We start from the raw sequence: 15,191 nt of genomic DNA on the forward strand, positions 1-15,191 counted from the left end.
TTTCGGCCAGCGGCGGCCAGCAATAATGGGCAATTACCGGGCGTTTTTAGCGCCAGGCGCGATAAAGTTCTGCGATCCGGTGCCGATATCTCTCTTGCGGGAGATCCGTTCCCCGAACGGTCTCATCATTATCAAGGATCAATTACATGGTGCTGAACGACCTCAGTCACCGGCTTCCTCTCTCAAATGTTGTGACAAAGCAACAAGATGAGCGTCTGTACTGGCAGGAGTGCCAGCGCATCTATACGTTTCAGCCTATCTACCGGGTGACCGGCAGTCTGATGGCAATTGAGTTGCTCACGGCGGTATTCCATCCCGCCGAACCGGGCAAGAGGGTATCACCGGAGTCCTATTTTGCAGCGCTTGAGATCCCTCAGCGCCTGCACATTGTTACCGAGCAGCTCGCGCTGCTGGCGGAATGGGAAACGATGTTCACCTCCAGTGGCACCGTTGCCTCGGTCAATATTGATGGCCCAACCCTGTTGGAACTGCAGCATCATGCTGCCATCCGTCAGCTGGTTGCCCGCTGCCCGTGGGTGCGCTTTGAGCTGGTGGAACACCATATGTTGCCGCAGGAAGAGATTGTCGCGCAGATGCCGGAACTCGGCCCGCTGTGGCTGGATGATTTCGGCTGCGGCATGGCCAACTTTTCCGCGCTGACCGAGCTGAAGTATGACTACATCAAAATGGCCCGCGAGCTGTTTATCATGCTGAGAAAGTCAGAAGAGGGCCGCAATCTCTTTAATATGTTGCTGGCCCTGATCAATCGCTACTGCAAAGGGGTGATTGTCGAAGGCGTTGAAACCCTTGATGAATGGATGCAGGTGAAAAATTCACCGGCTTATGCTGCTCAGGGCTACTTTTTTGCCCGTCCGATGCCTTTTGACCAGCTGGGATCGCTGCCGCACCAGCTGATCTGATCCCGTTTCCTGCGCTCTCGACTATCTTTACAGAAGGCCGAAGCGAGCAAGGAGACCGGGTATGTCGCGTACGGGAAAAATAATTAGCTGGATTGTCGGGATTTTTTTGTTGCTGGTGATAGTGGTGGTGATCATCATTGCGACCTTTGACTGGAACCGACTCAAACCGACCATCAATCAAAAAGTGTCGACTGAATTGAATCGTCCGTTCGCCATTCGCGGTGACCTGGGCGTGGCGTGGGAACGCAACCGGGATGAACCTGGCTGGCGCAGTTGGGTGCCATGGCCGCGCGTTCATGCCGACGATATTCTGCTGGGCAATCCGCCCGAAATTCCTGATGTCACCATGGTGCATCTGCAACGCGTGGATGCCACGCTGGCCCCGCTGGCGCTGTTGGGCAAAGAAGTTTATATCCCGTGGATAAAGCTGACGCAGCCGGATGCCAGGCTGATCCAGACCGCGGATAAAAAGAATAACTGGACCTTCAATCTGGCCGGCAGTGACAACCCGGACCCGAATCAGCCGCCGTCTGCGTGGACCTTCCGCCTCGACAACATCATGTTTGACCGCGGACAGATCGCCTACCGGGATGCCATCAACAAAGCCGATGTGCAGGTCACCGTTGATCCGCTCGGCAAGCCGGTCCCTTACGTTCAGGTGGCGGGCAGCAAGGATGATAAGAGCCAGAAGGGCGCGTCTGATTACGTGTTTGGCTGGAAGGCTTCCGGTACTTACAACAACGAGAAGCTGACCGGCGACGGTAAAATCGGCGGCATGCTGTCGCTGCGCAGTAAAACCAATCCTTTCCCACTGCAGGCCGACGTGCGCAACGGCACCACGCGCGTGCAGGTGGCCGGGACGCTGCAGGATCCGCTTAACCTTGGCGGGCTGGATATCCGGCTGCGCTTCGCCGGTGACACGCTGGCCAATCTCTACGGCCTGACCGGCATTCTGCTGCCGGATACGCCGCCATATGAAACCGATGGACATCTGATCGCCCGCTTCCAGCAGAAGGGTGGCCCGGTATTCCGTTATGAAAATTTCAACGGCCATATTGGCGACAGCGATATTCACGGCTCCATGACCTACACCCAGGGCAAACCGCGTCCAAAACTGGAAGGTTCGCTGGAATCGAAACAGCTGAGAATGGCCGATTTAGGGCCGCTGATTGGCGTGAATTCGGGTAAAGGCAGTGAGAAAACCGAGCAGGCGAAAGCCAAACGGGGCGATGCCACCACGCAGCCGGCGGATCGCGTGTTGCCACACGATAAGTTCGATACCAAAAGCTGGGGCGCGATGGACGCTGACGTGAAGTTCAGCGGCAAGAAAATTGAGCACAGTAACTCGCTGCCGCTCAGCGATCTGTACACCCATCTGGTGCTGAAAAACGGCGATATCCTGCTGGATCCGCTGCGCTTTGGCATGGCCGGCGGCAATCTCAACTCCACCATTCATCTTGAAGGTGACCGCACGCCGATGCGCGCGCGGGCCGATCTGCATGCGCGTAACCTGAAGCTGAAGCAGCTGTTCCCGAACGTCTCCGCCATGCAAAGCAGCATGGGGCAGATGAACGGCGACGCCACGTTAAGCGGAAACGGTAACTCGGTGGCCGATATTCTGGCGACCAGCAACGGCGAGCTGAAGATGCTGATGAATGACGGGGTGATCAGCCGCAGCCTGATGGAGATTGTCGGTCTGAACGTCGGTAACTACGTGGTCGGCAAGCTGTTTGGCGATGATGAAGTGCGGATCAACTGTGCCGCAGCCGACCTCAACGTCACTAACGGCTTAGCCTCAACCCGGCTGTTCGTCTTCGATACCGAGAACGCGGTGATTAACATCTCCGGCACCACCAACTTCGCCAACGAGCGGATGGATTTGTCGATCGATCCTGAGAGCAAGGGTATCCGTATCATCACCCTACGCTCGCCGCTGTATGTGAAGGGCACCTTCAAGAATCCGAATGCAGGTGTGAAAGCCGGTCCGCTGATTGCGCGGGGTGCGGCAGCGGTGGCTCTCGGTGCGGTCGTGGCGCCCGCCGCCGCGCTGCTGGCACTGATTTCACCCAGCGACAACGAGCAGAATCAGTGTACCAACGTGCTGCAACAGATGAAGAGCAAGAAGTAATCCCCGGCGGGGATGGGCGCAGGGCCCGTTCCCGCAGCGGATCTCAGCACGAAAAAAAACCGGCCATGGCCGGTTTTTTATTGCCTGAACAAGGCTTAGTCGTACAGCGATTCGTGGCGGGTTTCTTTGCTGGCCAACAGCGCAATCAGCGTCAGGCAGGCCATCGAGGCCAGATAGATGCCGACGTAGAACAGACCGTAGGTGTGCGCTAACCAGGTGGCGATGTAGGGTGCGACAGACGCCCCAAGGATCGACGACAGGTTATAGGAGAACGAGGCACCGGTATAACGCACTTCCGTCGGGAACAGCTCCGGCAGCAGGGCACCCATCGGGCCGAAGGTCAGCCCCATGATGCTCAGGCCGCACAGCAGGAAAGCCATCACCATTAGCTGATTCCCTGACCCTAACATGCTCGGGAAAATCAGTGAGAAGGCGATAATCATCAGGGTAATGACGATCATGGTTTTGCGGCGACCGAAGCGGTCTGCCAGCAGGCCGGCAATCGGCACCATCACACCAAAACCAATGACCGCCAGCATCAGCATCCACAGCATGGTATTGCGTGGGAAGCCAAGGCCGCCCGGTGCCGGCGTGGTGCCGTAGGTCATTGAGTACACGGTCATGATATAGAACAGCGTGTAGGTCGCCAGCATGATAAAGGTGCCGATAATCGTCGCCTTCAGGTGCTTAGACAGCAGCGTGCCAATGGGGATTTTGACCTGCTTCTTCTCTTTCTTCACCTTGGCAAAGACCGGCGATTCGTGCAGCGACAGGCGCACGTACAGGCCAACCAGCACCAGCACCGCAGAGAGCACAAACGGCACGCGCCAGCCCCACTGCATAAACTGATCGTCGGTCAGCAGCCAGGAGAGCAGCAGGAAGGTGCCGTTGGCAAAGAAGAAGCCAATCGGCGCGCCGAGCTGCGGGAAGGAGCCGTACAGGGCACGCTTCTTCGCCGGGGCATTTTCCGTTGCCAGCAGCGCCGCGCCACCCCATTCCCCACCGAGTCCCAGACCCTGACCGAAGCGCGCCAGCGCCAGCAGCAGTGGCGCAAAGACGCCGATGGTTTCATAGCCCGGCAGCAGGCCGATCACCACGGTTGAAATCCCCATGGTCAGCAGCGATGCGACCAGCGTGGCTTTACGGCCCACGCGGTCACCGAAGTGGCCAAACACCGCCGAGCCAATCGGGCGCGCGACAAAGGCGATGGCGAAGGTAGCCAGCGACTGTAGCGTGGCGACCGTGGCATCACCCTGTGGGAAGAAGATATGCGGGAAAACGATGACCGCAGCGGTAGCATAAATATAGAAATCGAAAAATTCGATAGCGGTGCCGACCAGCGAAGCGACCATCACTTTACCGCGGGAATTTACGGGCGTGGTGTCGTTTTCGGCGTCGAGCGTTGGGGCGATGGAGGCTTGCATAGCAGTTTCTTATTTGTAAAACATGTTAAAGAATCTTACGCACAGCGGAGACGGCATTCAATGGCGAAAACCGCGCCACGACGGGCTTGCGGCGTGGAAAAGAGGATTATGCGTGACAGAGGATAATTGCCGGGCGATGGCAACGCCAAACGCCGGTTTGCTGGCAATAAACACCAGTAAACGGCCAATAAAAAGTGGCGGGTCAGCGTTAAATGCTGGCTTTTGGCTAACTTTTGCCCAGCAAACCAGATTTATGACTGGCTATTGCCCCAGCGACGGACGACGTTAACCCCGACACAGCGTGTTACAACGCGTGTCGGAGCGGATGGGGAAGGGTTTATTTTATCGTCGCGTTAACCTGCTCAAGCATCCACGGATAAAACGGATTCGACGACTGGCGCATCAGCGAATCCAGGCTGACGATTAACACCGAGCGTTCCCCGCGCGGCGTCATCGAGCCGAAACTGACGCCGAACGCATTGGGCGGCGTCGGCGTGCGCCCGTACAGGGAATCGGTTAACGGGAAGGGCAGCGCCACATGGGACAGCGAATAGACGTCTGCCGGGTAACGCAATCCCAGCGGCGTGACCAGGGTCGCGGTGCTGTCGGCTGGGGTGGTTTTTGCCACTTCCGTATCGCTTCCGGCAGAAGCGTTGGTGACCAGGGTCGCGGTGTAGGCCCGTGGCGCGGGAGGTAACAGATGTTCTGCCGCATGGCGGGCGCTGCTGCGCATCAGCGGGGAGAGCGGCACCGACTGATTGATATCAAACAGCACCAGCTCGCTGCCGTTGGCCGGCAGCAGATTGTATAAGGCTCTGACCACCGCAGGCGTGCTGACCGTGGCATCCGCCACCGACTGGAAGGTCAGCACCGGCGGCAGTTTAGCCAACCGCTGGCTGGCCTGTTCACGATGCAGCTGGCTCTGCAGGGCGCTGGTAAGCAGCCAGGACTGGCGCGCCGCTTTTACCGGGAAGGAGTTGTATTTGAACGGGTTAAACTCCGGCAGGATGCTCAGCCACGCCGATCGGGCAAAGGCCGGGAAGATCGACGGGATCCCCGCCAGCCCGGCATAGCGGGCGTAGCTGCTGACGCCAATCATCGGCGAGATCAGGATCAGCCGGTCGGGTGCCGGCAGGGTCGGATCGTCCAGCGCATCCAGCGCATATTTCATTGCCAGCGCGCCGCCGTTGGAGAAGCCGACGATATGCAGCGGCGCACCGGGGGGAATGCGTTTTTTCGCTTCCCGCACGGCCAGCCGGGTTGCCGCCATCCAGTCCTGCCACACCACGCTGGTCAGCGCCGCCGGCACCGTGCCGTGGCCGGGTAAACGGATCCCCAGCGCGATATAGCCATGCTGCTGATAGTCCTGAGCGATATGGCGCAGGCTGTAGGGTGAGTCGGTCAGGCCATGCAGCAACACCACCGCGCCACGCGGCGTGCCGGTCGGCATCATGATGTAGGAGCGGTTCCAGTCGGTGGAAAAGTGTTCCGGATTGACCGGGCTGCGCTCCGCATAGCGGTTATAGGTTTCCGGATTGTCGTCCTGCAGCCTGTCGCTGACGTTAATTTTGATGCCGTCGAACAGGTTCTGCTCATTCTTCAGATAGCCCGCCCAGTCGCTGTTATCCATCTGACTGTCGCTCAGCTCCTGCGGTACCCAGGTGTGCCATAGCTGCAAATCTGGCCCGCGTTCCGTTAGCGCCACGCGCAGCCCCAGCAGCACGATCGATACAATGACCACCAGTGTCGCCACGCGTTTAAACCAGATTTTAGTCCGTTGAAGCATTGTCATCCTGTCCTTCTGCCCGAGTCTCCGCTGCAAGTATAGAGCGGATCGGCCTGGGAATGAGACTGTGTTTAAGCAATGTCTTAATGGGAATTTCGCCGCTGTTGATTAATGGTTTAAGAAAAAAACAGCGATTAATCACCGTAAGTTACCATTTATCTTTATGATTATGTTGGGTATTTTTATTTTTACATCGCAATGTGGTGCTAAATTTTGCGGTTTACTTCGGTCCTGACCCGGCCTATAGTGACGGCGATTCACACAACGGAGCCCAAAATTGGACAGTCACCCCTTAAGTAACATCTTAATCTGGTAAGCCAACTCCTTTGTTTGCTTGCCGAAAAACGGCGGGCAATGTTTCACCTCCTTTCAAGGTCGTCGCATCCCCCCTGACTTATCGTAATCAGGTCCAGTGAATACTGGGCGCGGAAGGCTATGCGTTTGATCCCCGATCTTTTGCAGTGCCGCTAAACACACTTTTTCTGATAAAGGATTTTCTGATGAAAGAACCTCCGACCAGCGATGGGCGAAGGCGGCTGCACGGCAGAAGGGGGATAAACACGCACTGATCGTCCCTTCTTCACGCTGTCCTGCCCTCGTCCCGATCCGTACACATTCTGATTAATCCTCATGCGCAGGAGAGATTCCCCGCGCCTGAACAAAAAAAAGAAAGGATCTGGCAGATGAAAATGAACAATGCCAACTTAAACCTTGCCCGCGATCTGGCCATCGCCAGCGCCGCAAAACAGAGCCTGGACAGCACGCTGGCCAGAATGCATACCCAGCGTCAGGGCCTGACCCAGGAAGAGGCCGCCGAGCGCCTCGCCCATTACGGCAAAAACCAGGTGGCGAACGAGAAGGCACCCCATGCCCTTCGCCAGCTCTTTCAGGCGTTTAACAATCCCTTTATCTGGGTGCTGATGGTGCTGGCCGGCATCAGCTTTGTCACCGATTACATTTTGCCGCAGCGCAAAGGTGAAGAAACCGATCTGACCGGCGTGCTGATCATGCTGATGATGGTGATGCTGAGCGGGCTGCTGCGTTTCTGGCAGGAATATCGCACCAATAAAGCCGCCGAAGCGTTGAAGTCAATGGTGCGTACCACCGCGACGGTGATCCGCCGCAGCAGCGCCTCGTCGCAGCCGGTCAGAAGTGAAATTGCCCTGCATGATGTGGTGCCAGGCGACATTATCTTCCTGTCGGCGGGCGACATGATCCCGGCTGACGTGCGGCTGCTCTCCTCCCGCGACCTGTTTGTCAGCCAGGCGGCGCTCAGCGGGGAGGCCATTCCGATTGAGAAATATGACGCGATGGCCAACATCGCCGAGAAAACCGCGACAGGCAGTAGCGACGACGCCGACCTGCTGTCGATGCCCGGCATCTGCCTGATGGGCACCAACGTCGCCAGCGGCACCGCAACCGCCGTGGTGGTGGCGACCGGTGGCGAAACCTGGTTTGGCTCGCTGGCAAAATCAGTGGTGGGTAGCCGTCCGCAAACGGCGTTCGACCGTGGCGTCAACAGCGTTAGCTGGCTGCTGATCCGCTTTATGCTGGTGATGGTGCCGATTGTGTTGTTTATCAACGGCTTTACCAAAGGTGACTGGTCCGATGCGCTGATGTTCGCGCTGGCGGTGGCGGTCGGTCTGACCCCGGAAATGCTGCCGATGATCGTCAGCTCCAACCTGGCGAAAGGGGCGATTGCCATGTCCCGTCGCAAAGTGGTGGTGAAACGGCTGAATGCCATCCAAAACTTCGGTGCAATGGACGTGCTGTGCACCGACAAAACCGGCACGCTGACGCAAGATCGCATCATTCTGGAACAGCATCTGGATGCCCATGGCCGCAATAACGACAAGGTGCTGCAGCTGGCCTGGCTGAACAGCCGCCATCAAAGCGGCATCAAGAACCTGATGGATAAAGCCATCCTCAGCTTCAGCCAGGGAAACCAGGCGGTCGCCGGACTGTGGCGCTACCGTAAAATTGACGAGCTGCCGTTCGACTTTGAGCGTCGCCGCCTGTCGGTGGTGGTCGCCAATGAACACAATCAGCAGCAGCTGATCTGCAAAGGCGCGGTGGATGAGATGCTGGCGGTGGCCAGCTGGTGGCTCGATGGCGGCGAAAAGCGTCCGCTGGATGAAGCCGCACGGCAACAGTGGCGTCAGCAGGCAGAAGAGTGGAATCAGCAGGGCTTCCGCGTGTTGATGCTGGGCGAACGTGAGCTGGGAGACAATCCGCTGACGCTGCCGTTGAGCAAAGCGGACGAGCGTGAGCTGACCATTTGCGGGCTGCTGACCTTCCTCGATCCGCCGAAAGAGAGTGCCGGCGAAGCGATTGCTGCGCTACAGGAAAGCGGCGTGGCGGTGAAGGTGTTGACCGGCGATAACGCGATTATTACCAGCAAAATTTGCCGTGAAGTCGGCCTGAACCCAGGCGTGCCGCTGTGTGGGACCGAGATTGCTCGCCTCAGCGACGATGAGCTTTACCCGCTGGTGGAAGCGCGGACGGTGTTTTGCCGCCTGACACCGCAGCAGAAATCACGCGTGCTGCAGGCGTTGCAGTACAACGGCCACACCGTCGGCTTCCTCGGCGATGGCATCAACGATGCGCCGGCGCTGCGGGATGCGGACATCGGCATTTCGGTGGATACCGCCACGGATATCGCCAAAGAGTCCGCCGATATTATTCTGCTGGAAAAAAATCTGATGGTGCTGGAGCAGGGCGTGATTAAAGGCCGGGAAACCTTCGGCAATATCATTAAGTACCTGAACATGACCGCCAGCTCCAACTTTGGCAACGTGTTTTCAGTGTTGATCGCCAGTGCCTTTATTCCGTTTTTACCGATGCTGGCTATTCATCTGCTGATCCAGAACCTGATGTATGACCTGTCTCAGCTGGCGCTGCCGTGGGACAAAATGGACAAGGAGTTTTTACGCAAACCGCGCAAATGGGACGCGAAAAACATTGGTCGTTTTATGCTGTGGATGGGGCCAACCTCGTCGCTGTTTGATATCACCACCTTTGTGATTATGTGGCACGTGTTCGCCGCTAACAGCGTCGAGCATCAGGCCCTGTTCCAGTCGGGTTGGTTTATTGAAGGGCTGCTGTCGCAAACGCTGGTGGTGCATATGCTGCGCACCCAGAAAATCCCGTTTATTCAGAGCCGTGCGGCGCTGCCGGTGATGATAGCGACCGGGCTGGTGATGGCGTTGGGGATCTATATTCCGTTCTCACCGCTGGGGCACGCGGTCGGTCTGGTGCCGTTGCCATGGTCGTACTTCCCATGGCTGGTCGCCACGCTGTTCGGTTACTGCGTGGTCGCGCAGGCGATGAAACGTGTCTATATCCGCCGCTTCGGCCAGTGGTTCTGAGGAGAAACGCATGAAATACGCTAACGTGGTCACCACCATCGTGCTGTTCTTCGTCGGGCTGCTGATTTTCTCCAGCGGACTGCTGATGATCCTCAGCATGTAATGCAGTCAGGGCGGATCGCCGATCCGCCCTGAATTTTTTAATCCCGTGAGACCTTCACAAACCGCAGGTAAATAAAGCGGATCACAAAATACTCAATCGCCCCCAGCAGCAAAAACCACAGGCAAAACACCAGCGTATACAGCTGGCCGATATCACTGAGATGGAACATCGCCATCAGGCGGTACGTCAGGCTCAGACCAAACCACGGCGCGGGCAACAGCAGGGCGGAGAGCATGCCCAGCATCAGGGTGCTCATCGGCATCAAAAAGGTCAGAAACGGGTTATTCATGGGGCTTCCAGTCGGGTCATCAGCGGCCATTTTCCAGCAAACTCGCTTCAGGTTCAATGCTTACACCGCCAGCGCGCGTTTCACCTCTTCCCGCATCCACTGAATAAAGCTGCTGCGCTTCTGCGAAGGGTGCAGATCCTGCCGCCAGAGCAGGTGAATCGGGCGGCGTCCATTTTGACCCGCTGAGCGAGATGACCATCACCCAGTTTGAAACCGGCAAGGTTTACCGGGTCTGGTAACGCTCAGGGGGCGGATTTGCCGATCTCCGCCCCTTTTCTAAACAAAAGATTCCTCCATTTCCTGCCCGCCTTATCCCTCATTTCTGCTGGCTATTCCCCCAACGGCTTCAGGGATGTGACCGTTAACACAGTAATTCTTTTAGCCTTTTTGATTAAAAATTTACCGCGAAATTAGCATTCGTTAAAAAGTATAGCCAAGGCTATACTCAAATCCCTGATTTTGTTGTCTTTTTTTTTGCGAAACCCCGTGATAGGATGCGCTTCTTGTTGCGCACCCGCGCTTATTTTTTCGCCGGGACCTCTGTTTTTGATGCCTGAAGGCGTCCAGGGCCCTCAAACCGGTATAACTACAATGAACATGTACGCAACAATGATTTTGGCCTTTGGCATGTCGATGGACGCGTTTGCGGCGGCCATCGGTAAAGGTGCCAGCCTGCATCGTCCCTCACTGAAAGAGGCGCTGCGCACCGGCCTGATTTTTGGCGTTATTGAAGCGCTGACCCCGCTGATTGGCTGGGCAGTCGGCATTGCGGCCAGCCGTTACGTTATGCAGTGGGATCACTGGGTGGCCTTCACGCTGCTGTTTGTGCTCGGTGCCCGTATGATTTGGGAAGGGTTCCGCAAAAAAGAATCGGTCGAAGACGCGCCCCAGAGCCACAGCTTCATGTTGCTGGCCACCACTGCGGTGGCAACCAGCCTCGATGCTATGGCTGTGGGCGTTGGCCTGGCCTTCCTGCAGGTGAACATTGTCACCACCGCGCTGGCTATCGGCGCTTCCACCATGGTGATGGCATCAGCAGGTATTTTGCTGGGGCGTTTCCTGGGCCCGGTGATGGGCAAATGGGCAGAGATATTTGGTGGTGTCGTGCTGATCGGTATCGGCAGCAGCATTCTGGTTGAACATTTAGGCCTTTTTGCCTGATTTCCCTCCTCTTTCCCCCTTTGCTCTCGGCGGGCTGCGGCCCGCTTGTTTAACCTTCGTTTAAGTTCACCTTTGCATACTACCCGCCAATTTTGTGATCTGGTTCAAATTTATTTGCCTGAAAAACGCGCTTCTTGTATACTTTTTTTGCGTTTTACTAACAAAAGTTTAATCAGGTAGCCGAAATGAAAAAATTCTTTAAACGCGTGTTGCACAGCTATGTTGAAGCGTTCAAACACGTGCCGCCAGGCGCCATGTCTTAATGGTTTCGGCCAGACACCCTCGATAGCCTCGGTCAGGGACCGACCGGTGGTTATCACTTTCTTCTGTTCTTCACTGCCTTCTACTCTCCCTAAAAAATCTTCTTACGCCTTCTGAACCCGTTCAGCCATCGGGCGATTTGCTGTGCCTGTCGATCGCCGCATTAAACTCTCCACACCCTGTAACGGGATGGTCTGATTTATTTCCCCCATCGCGCATTTACGCCTTACACTCATTAAGTACCGCGTTAAGGGTCACCGTGGGGCCTTATGGCCTCACTTGTTTTCGACGGATTGAACCCGACTTGTCTCAAAATAGTTGTGTGAAAAGAAGGTGTTAATAGATGGAATTTAAAGATTATTACGCCCTGCTGGAGGTTGAACCGACGGCAGATTTGAAAACCATTAAAACGTCGTACCGTCGGCTGGCGCGAAAATACCATCCCGATGTCAGCACCGAAGCCAATGCCGAAACGAAATTTAAAGAGATGGCCGAAGCTTACGAGGTTCTGAAGGACAGCGACAAGCGCGCTGAATACGACAATCTGCGCTTACACCGCGACGATCCCCGCTTCTCACAATCCGCACCGGACTTCGGTGGCGGATTTGGTCAACATTCTCAGGGTAATACCGGTGACTATTCTGACTTCTTCGAATCCATCTTTGGCCGTCAGGGCGGGGGATTCCAGGGGCAGACGCGACGTCATCCACCAAGACGAGGTCAGGATTTGGAAATGGAAGTGCCGATGTTCCTTGAAGAGACGTTGACCGGCGACAGCCGCAACGTCTCCTTCACCCTGCCAGTGCTGGATGAGTTTGGTCGCCAGACGGATGAAATAGCAAAAACCCTGAAGGTGAAAATCCCCGCCGGCGTGGTCGATGGCGAGCGTATTCGCCTGAAAGGCCAGGGCGTGGCGGGCAGCCACGGTGCGGCGAACGGCGATTTGTATCTGGTGATCCGCGTGGCGCCGCATCCGCTGTTTGAAGTCGATGGGCAGAATTTGCAGATTGTGGTGCCGCTGGCTCCGTGGGAAGCCGCGCTGGGCGCGACGATTCAGGTACCAACCTTGACCGGAAAAATTGCGCTGACCATCCCGGCGGGCAGTCAGAACGGCCAGCGGATGCGGGTCAAAGGCAAAGGCCTGGTCAGTAAAAAAGGCAGCGGCGATCTGTTTGCCATTCTGAAAGTGGTGATGCCGGGCAAAGCCGATGAGCAAACGGCAGCCCTGTGGCGTGAGTTAGCGGAGAAGGCCGCCTTCGAGCCGCGCTCAGCATGGGAGAACGCATCATGAGTGAACATGTCCGCTATACCGTGATTGAGATTTGCCGTTCGGTGGATATTTCCCCCGAAGAGCTGACGGAAGTGGTGGGGCTTGGGGTGATCACCCCGCTGGAAGTGACGCCCGGCTGGATTTTCGATTATCACGCGCTGCGTAGCCTGCGCAAAGCACGACAACTGCAGGTTGAGCTTGAGCTGGAGTGGGCGGGTATTGCGATGGCGCTGACGCTGATGGAGAAGGTGGAGCATCTGGAGAAAGAGAACGCCCATCTGAAGCGCCAACTTGAGCGGCTGCTGCACACCCACTAATTTGCCGGCGTAGCGAAGTGTTCAGGGTCGGTTCGTCCGACCCTGATGCGCTTTAATCCTGGCTCTGATACTCGTCCAGCGTGGCGTTCTGACAAGCTTCGGGGCTCTGACGCGCTTCTTTTTTCTGGTTTTCATTCAGGTTCATCCAGGCGGCAATCACCGTTCTGGCTTCATCTTCATCAAACTCAGGCTTTTCCTGCGCGGAAGGCGACTGACCGCGTGCATCCAGCGCCTTCAACTTAGCAATGTAGCTGTCCACGGACCCACTGGTTTTTTCCTGGGTCACTAACGTACACAGATTGGCGATATAGCCCTGAGCCGGATCTTCAGAGTCATCTGCGGCCTGCGCCGCGCCGGTTGCTGCCAGAATGGCGAGCAGCATTAGTGCTTTTTTCATACCTGCTCCTGGTAAAAGGGGTGAAGTTAACGCATCTTCCATCAGGCAGCCTTTAAATTGCAACTGTTTCAGCCTGCTCGCCAGTGTTGATCGGATTGATGACAGAATTTCATTCAGGCTCTTTTAAAGATTCAGGAGCGCACGATGGTGGGTTTTGCCGCTTTGGTGCTGTGCTTCAGCATTGGCCTGGCCCGGGCCACGGTGGGTATCGGTGCAGCATAAAGCCTGAAGCACGCGACGAAACGCTGGAGCGGATTCATTGCTTTCGCCCAGCGTGCGCCTTATTTTCCCCGCGCACCGATTGCCATTGTCGATATATATACATTGGCCTTTATGGCTGGACGGGAATAATCAGATAAAGGGGTTATTTAACCTGTTCTGGCATGGCAGAAGAGTGGTGAGTTGAAATCAACCATTTCTCGCCATTCCAGGCATAGGTAAAGGTATAACGGGCTGCCGCTTTACTGCCGTCTTTAAAGGTAAAGGTATAGGTTCCGGTATCAATCGCTTTATTACAGCCCAGACGAATATTGCGGCTATCAATATGGCCAACCGGTTTTTTCGCTAAAAACTCTTCAAAATAATGAATGCGCTCTTCGTCGCTTAAACGGACCTGATTAGAGAGCGTTAGCAGCAATACCGCGTCCGACAGGTAATTTTCTGAAACGGTTTTCGCATCGCCGGTCTGCAGCGAGGCGTTCCAGCGATCGAACATTGACGCCACTTGTTTCTCGGTCGTTTTAACACAGGCGTTATTTTCCTGGGCAAAGGCCGCAGAAGACGTCAGTACGGCAGCAATAATAAGGACGGTTATTCCAGATTTCATTTGTTTTTTCCCATGATGTTTAACTGAATGCGATTTTTAAAAATGAAAGGTAGCAACCGTTAATTAAACGAGGCATAAACCTGTGGGCGCGGGGAAAGAGGGGAAGCTTGACCTCTGATGTAGATCAATTTTAGGGGTGTTATTTAATCTAACTGGCAGGGAATAATACTTTCCGCAGTAATTATACGCAACATTATTAAAACCATGATGGTGAAATGGCAGTTTACATAATCGTGTTTTTACAGGGTAAAAAAATACCGGCAGCCACCGGATAGTGGCTGCCGGTAATGATGAAATGATTATTGCTGAATCAATTTTCTGACCCAGGCAATAATCTCGGCATCTTTACCGTGTTCAAACAGGCAATGCTGGAAGCGTTTGCCGCCCACGGCGGTTTTCACCAGTTCCGGGTCGATGGCCCGCAGCGTATCGAGGTAGTTCTCCTTGATGACCGCGCTTTTCACCTGGTTCAGAATGCCTGCGTTACGGACCTGAGGCTCTTTACGGTCAAGCGGATAGCCTTCGCCTTTGCGACCGGTGAAGGCTTTCTCAAAGATATAGCGGACGTTCAACTCCGCGCCCCAGCCGAAGCCTTTAGCAAAAGGTAACGACAAGGCGTTGCCGTTATTGATCTGCGCAAACAGGAAGGCGTCCGCCGGATCGATACAGTAGCCGCACACCACGCCTGGATGGATGTTCAGCGACATCAGCGCGCCCTGGCCGGTGCCGCAGCCGGTGACGACAAAATCCACCGCTTTAGCATTCAACAGAATGCTGGCCATGATACCTAAGTGAATATAGGTCAGATGGTGGTCCTGATCGTCCTGCATACCGACGTTAAACACCGCATCTTTGTTTTCTTTAGCGACAGCTTCCAGTTGGGTTAATACCAGCGCATTTTTTCCCGCCTGGCTGTTTTCCATCATCAGTGCAATATTCAT

General features: G+C 55.7%; 13 protein-coding genes. 7 read left to right on the forward strand and 6 right to left on the reverse strand.

Annotated elements, in window-relative coordinates:
• Positions 1-146: 146 nt before the first annotated feature.
• Both pdeH and AC0IXH_RS18880 read left to right on the forward strand, forming a co-directional pair.
• Entirely contained in the window at positions 147-920 is a 774-nt protein-coding gene (gene pdeH, locus AC0IXH_RS18875; protein WP_151036302.1) for a cyclic-guanylate-specific phosphodiesterase, read from the forward strand.
• A 61-nt stretch (positions 921-981) separates the two neighbouring features.
• Complete coding sequence (locus AC0IXH_RS18880) at positions 982-3,048, forward strand: AsmA family protein (protein WP_471720844.1); 2,067 nt, start codon at positions 982-984, stop codon at positions 3,046-3,048.
• Positions 3,049-3,143: 95 nt separating this feature from the next.
• Here the strand turns inward: AC0IXH_RS18880 and AC0IXH_RS18885 are convergent, their stop codons facing one another.
• Together AC0IXH_RS18885 and AC0IXH_RS18890 are read right to left on the reverse strand one after the other, a co-directional pair.
• Complete coding sequence (locus AC0IXH_RS18885; protein WP_013204384.1) at positions 3,144-4,472, reverse strand: MFS transporter; 1,329 nt, start codon at positions 4,470-4,472, stop codon at positions 3,144-3,146.
• A 337-nt stretch (positions 4,473-4,809) separates the two neighbouring features.
• Positions 4,810-6,258, reverse strand: coding sequence for an alpha/beta hydrolase (locus AC0IXH_RS18890; protein ID WP_471720845.1), 1,449 nt, complete (start codon positions 6,256-6,258; stop codon positions 4,810-4,812).
• 683 nt (positions 6,259-6,941) lie between these two features.
• On the opposite strand from AC0IXH_RS18890, the gene mgtA reads away from it, so the two are divergent.
• The gene (mgtA, locus tag AC0IXH_RS18895) at positions 6,942-9,626 is read left to right on the forward strand and encodes a magnesium-translocating P-type ATPase (protein ID WP_471720846.1); all 2,685 of its coding nucleotides are present in this window, start codon (positions 6,942-6,944) and stop codon (positions 9,624-9,626) included.
• 140 nt (positions 9,627-9,766) lie between these two features.
• On the opposite strand, the gene AC0IXH_RS18900 is transcribed toward mgtA, so the two are convergent.
• The gene (locus AC0IXH_RS18900; RefSeq protein ID WP_013204380.1) at positions 9,767-10,018 is read right to left on the reverse strand and encodes a DUF1158 family protein; all 252 of its coding nucleotides are present in this window, start codon (positions 10,016-10,018) and stop codon (positions 9,767-9,769) included.
• A gap of 591 nt (positions 10,019-10,609) precedes the next feature.
• On the opposite strand from AC0IXH_RS18900, the gene mntP reads away from it, so the two are divergent.
• From mntP to AC0IXH_RS18920, 4 genes are all read left to right on the forward strand, one after another.
• On the forward strand, positions 10,610-11,179 hold the full coding sequence (mntP, locus tag AC0IXH_RS18905; RefSeq protein WP_013204378.1) for a manganese efflux pump MntP: 570 nt from the start codon (positions 10,610-10,612) through the stop codon (positions 11,177-11,179).
• A 185-nt stretch (positions 11,180-11,364) separates the two neighbouring features.
• Complete coding sequence (azuC, locus tag AC0IXH_RS18910; RefSeq protein WP_134824821.1) at positions 11,365-11,442, forward strand: stress response protein AzuC; 78 nt, start codon at positions 11,365-11,367, stop codon at positions 11,440-11,442.
• Positions 11,443-11,783: 341 nt separating this feature from the next.
• The gene (gene cbpA / locus AC0IXH_RS18915) at positions 11,784-12,731 is read left to right on the forward strand and encodes a curved DNA-binding protein (RefSeq protein ID WP_013204376.1); all 948 of its coding nucleotides are present in this window, start codon (positions 11,784-11,786) and stop codon (positions 12,729-12,731) included.
• Positions 12,728-13,027: a chaperone modulator CbpM gene (locus AC0IXH_RS18920; RefSeq protein ID WP_013204375.1), complete on the forward strand. Its 300-nt coding sequence runs from the start codon at positions 12,728-12,730 to the stop codon at positions 13,025-13,027. Before cbpA ends, AC0IXH_RS18920 begins: the two co-directional genes overlap by 4 nt.
• 52 nt (positions 13,028-13,079) lie before the next feature.
• On the opposite strand, the gene AC0IXH_RS18925 is transcribed toward AC0IXH_RS18920, so the two are convergent.
• From AC0IXH_RS18925 to AC0IXH_RS18935, 3 genes are all read right to left on the reverse strand, one after another.
• Positions 13,080-13,424, reverse strand: coding sequence for a hypothetical protein (locus AC0IXH_RS18925; protein WP_041692155.1), 345 nt, complete (start codon positions 13,422-13,424; stop codon positions 13,080-13,082).
• Between the two features lie 364 nt (positions 13,425-13,788).
• Complete coding sequence (locus AC0IXH_RS18930) at positions 13,789-14,250, reverse strand: SgcJ/EcaC family oxidoreductase (RefSeq protein ID WP_471720847.1); 462 nt, start codon at positions 14,248-14,250, stop codon at positions 13,789-13,791.
• Positions 14,251-14,549: 299 nt separating this feature from the next.
• On the reverse strand, positions 14,550-15,191 hold the full coding sequence (locus tag AC0IXH_RS18935; protein WP_013204372.1) for an RpiB/LacA/LacB family sugar-phosphate isomerase: 642 nt from the start codon (positions 15,189-15,191) through the stop codon (positions 14,550-14,552).

The sequence above is a fragment of the Erwinia sp. AC075 genome (assembly GCF_979253995.1).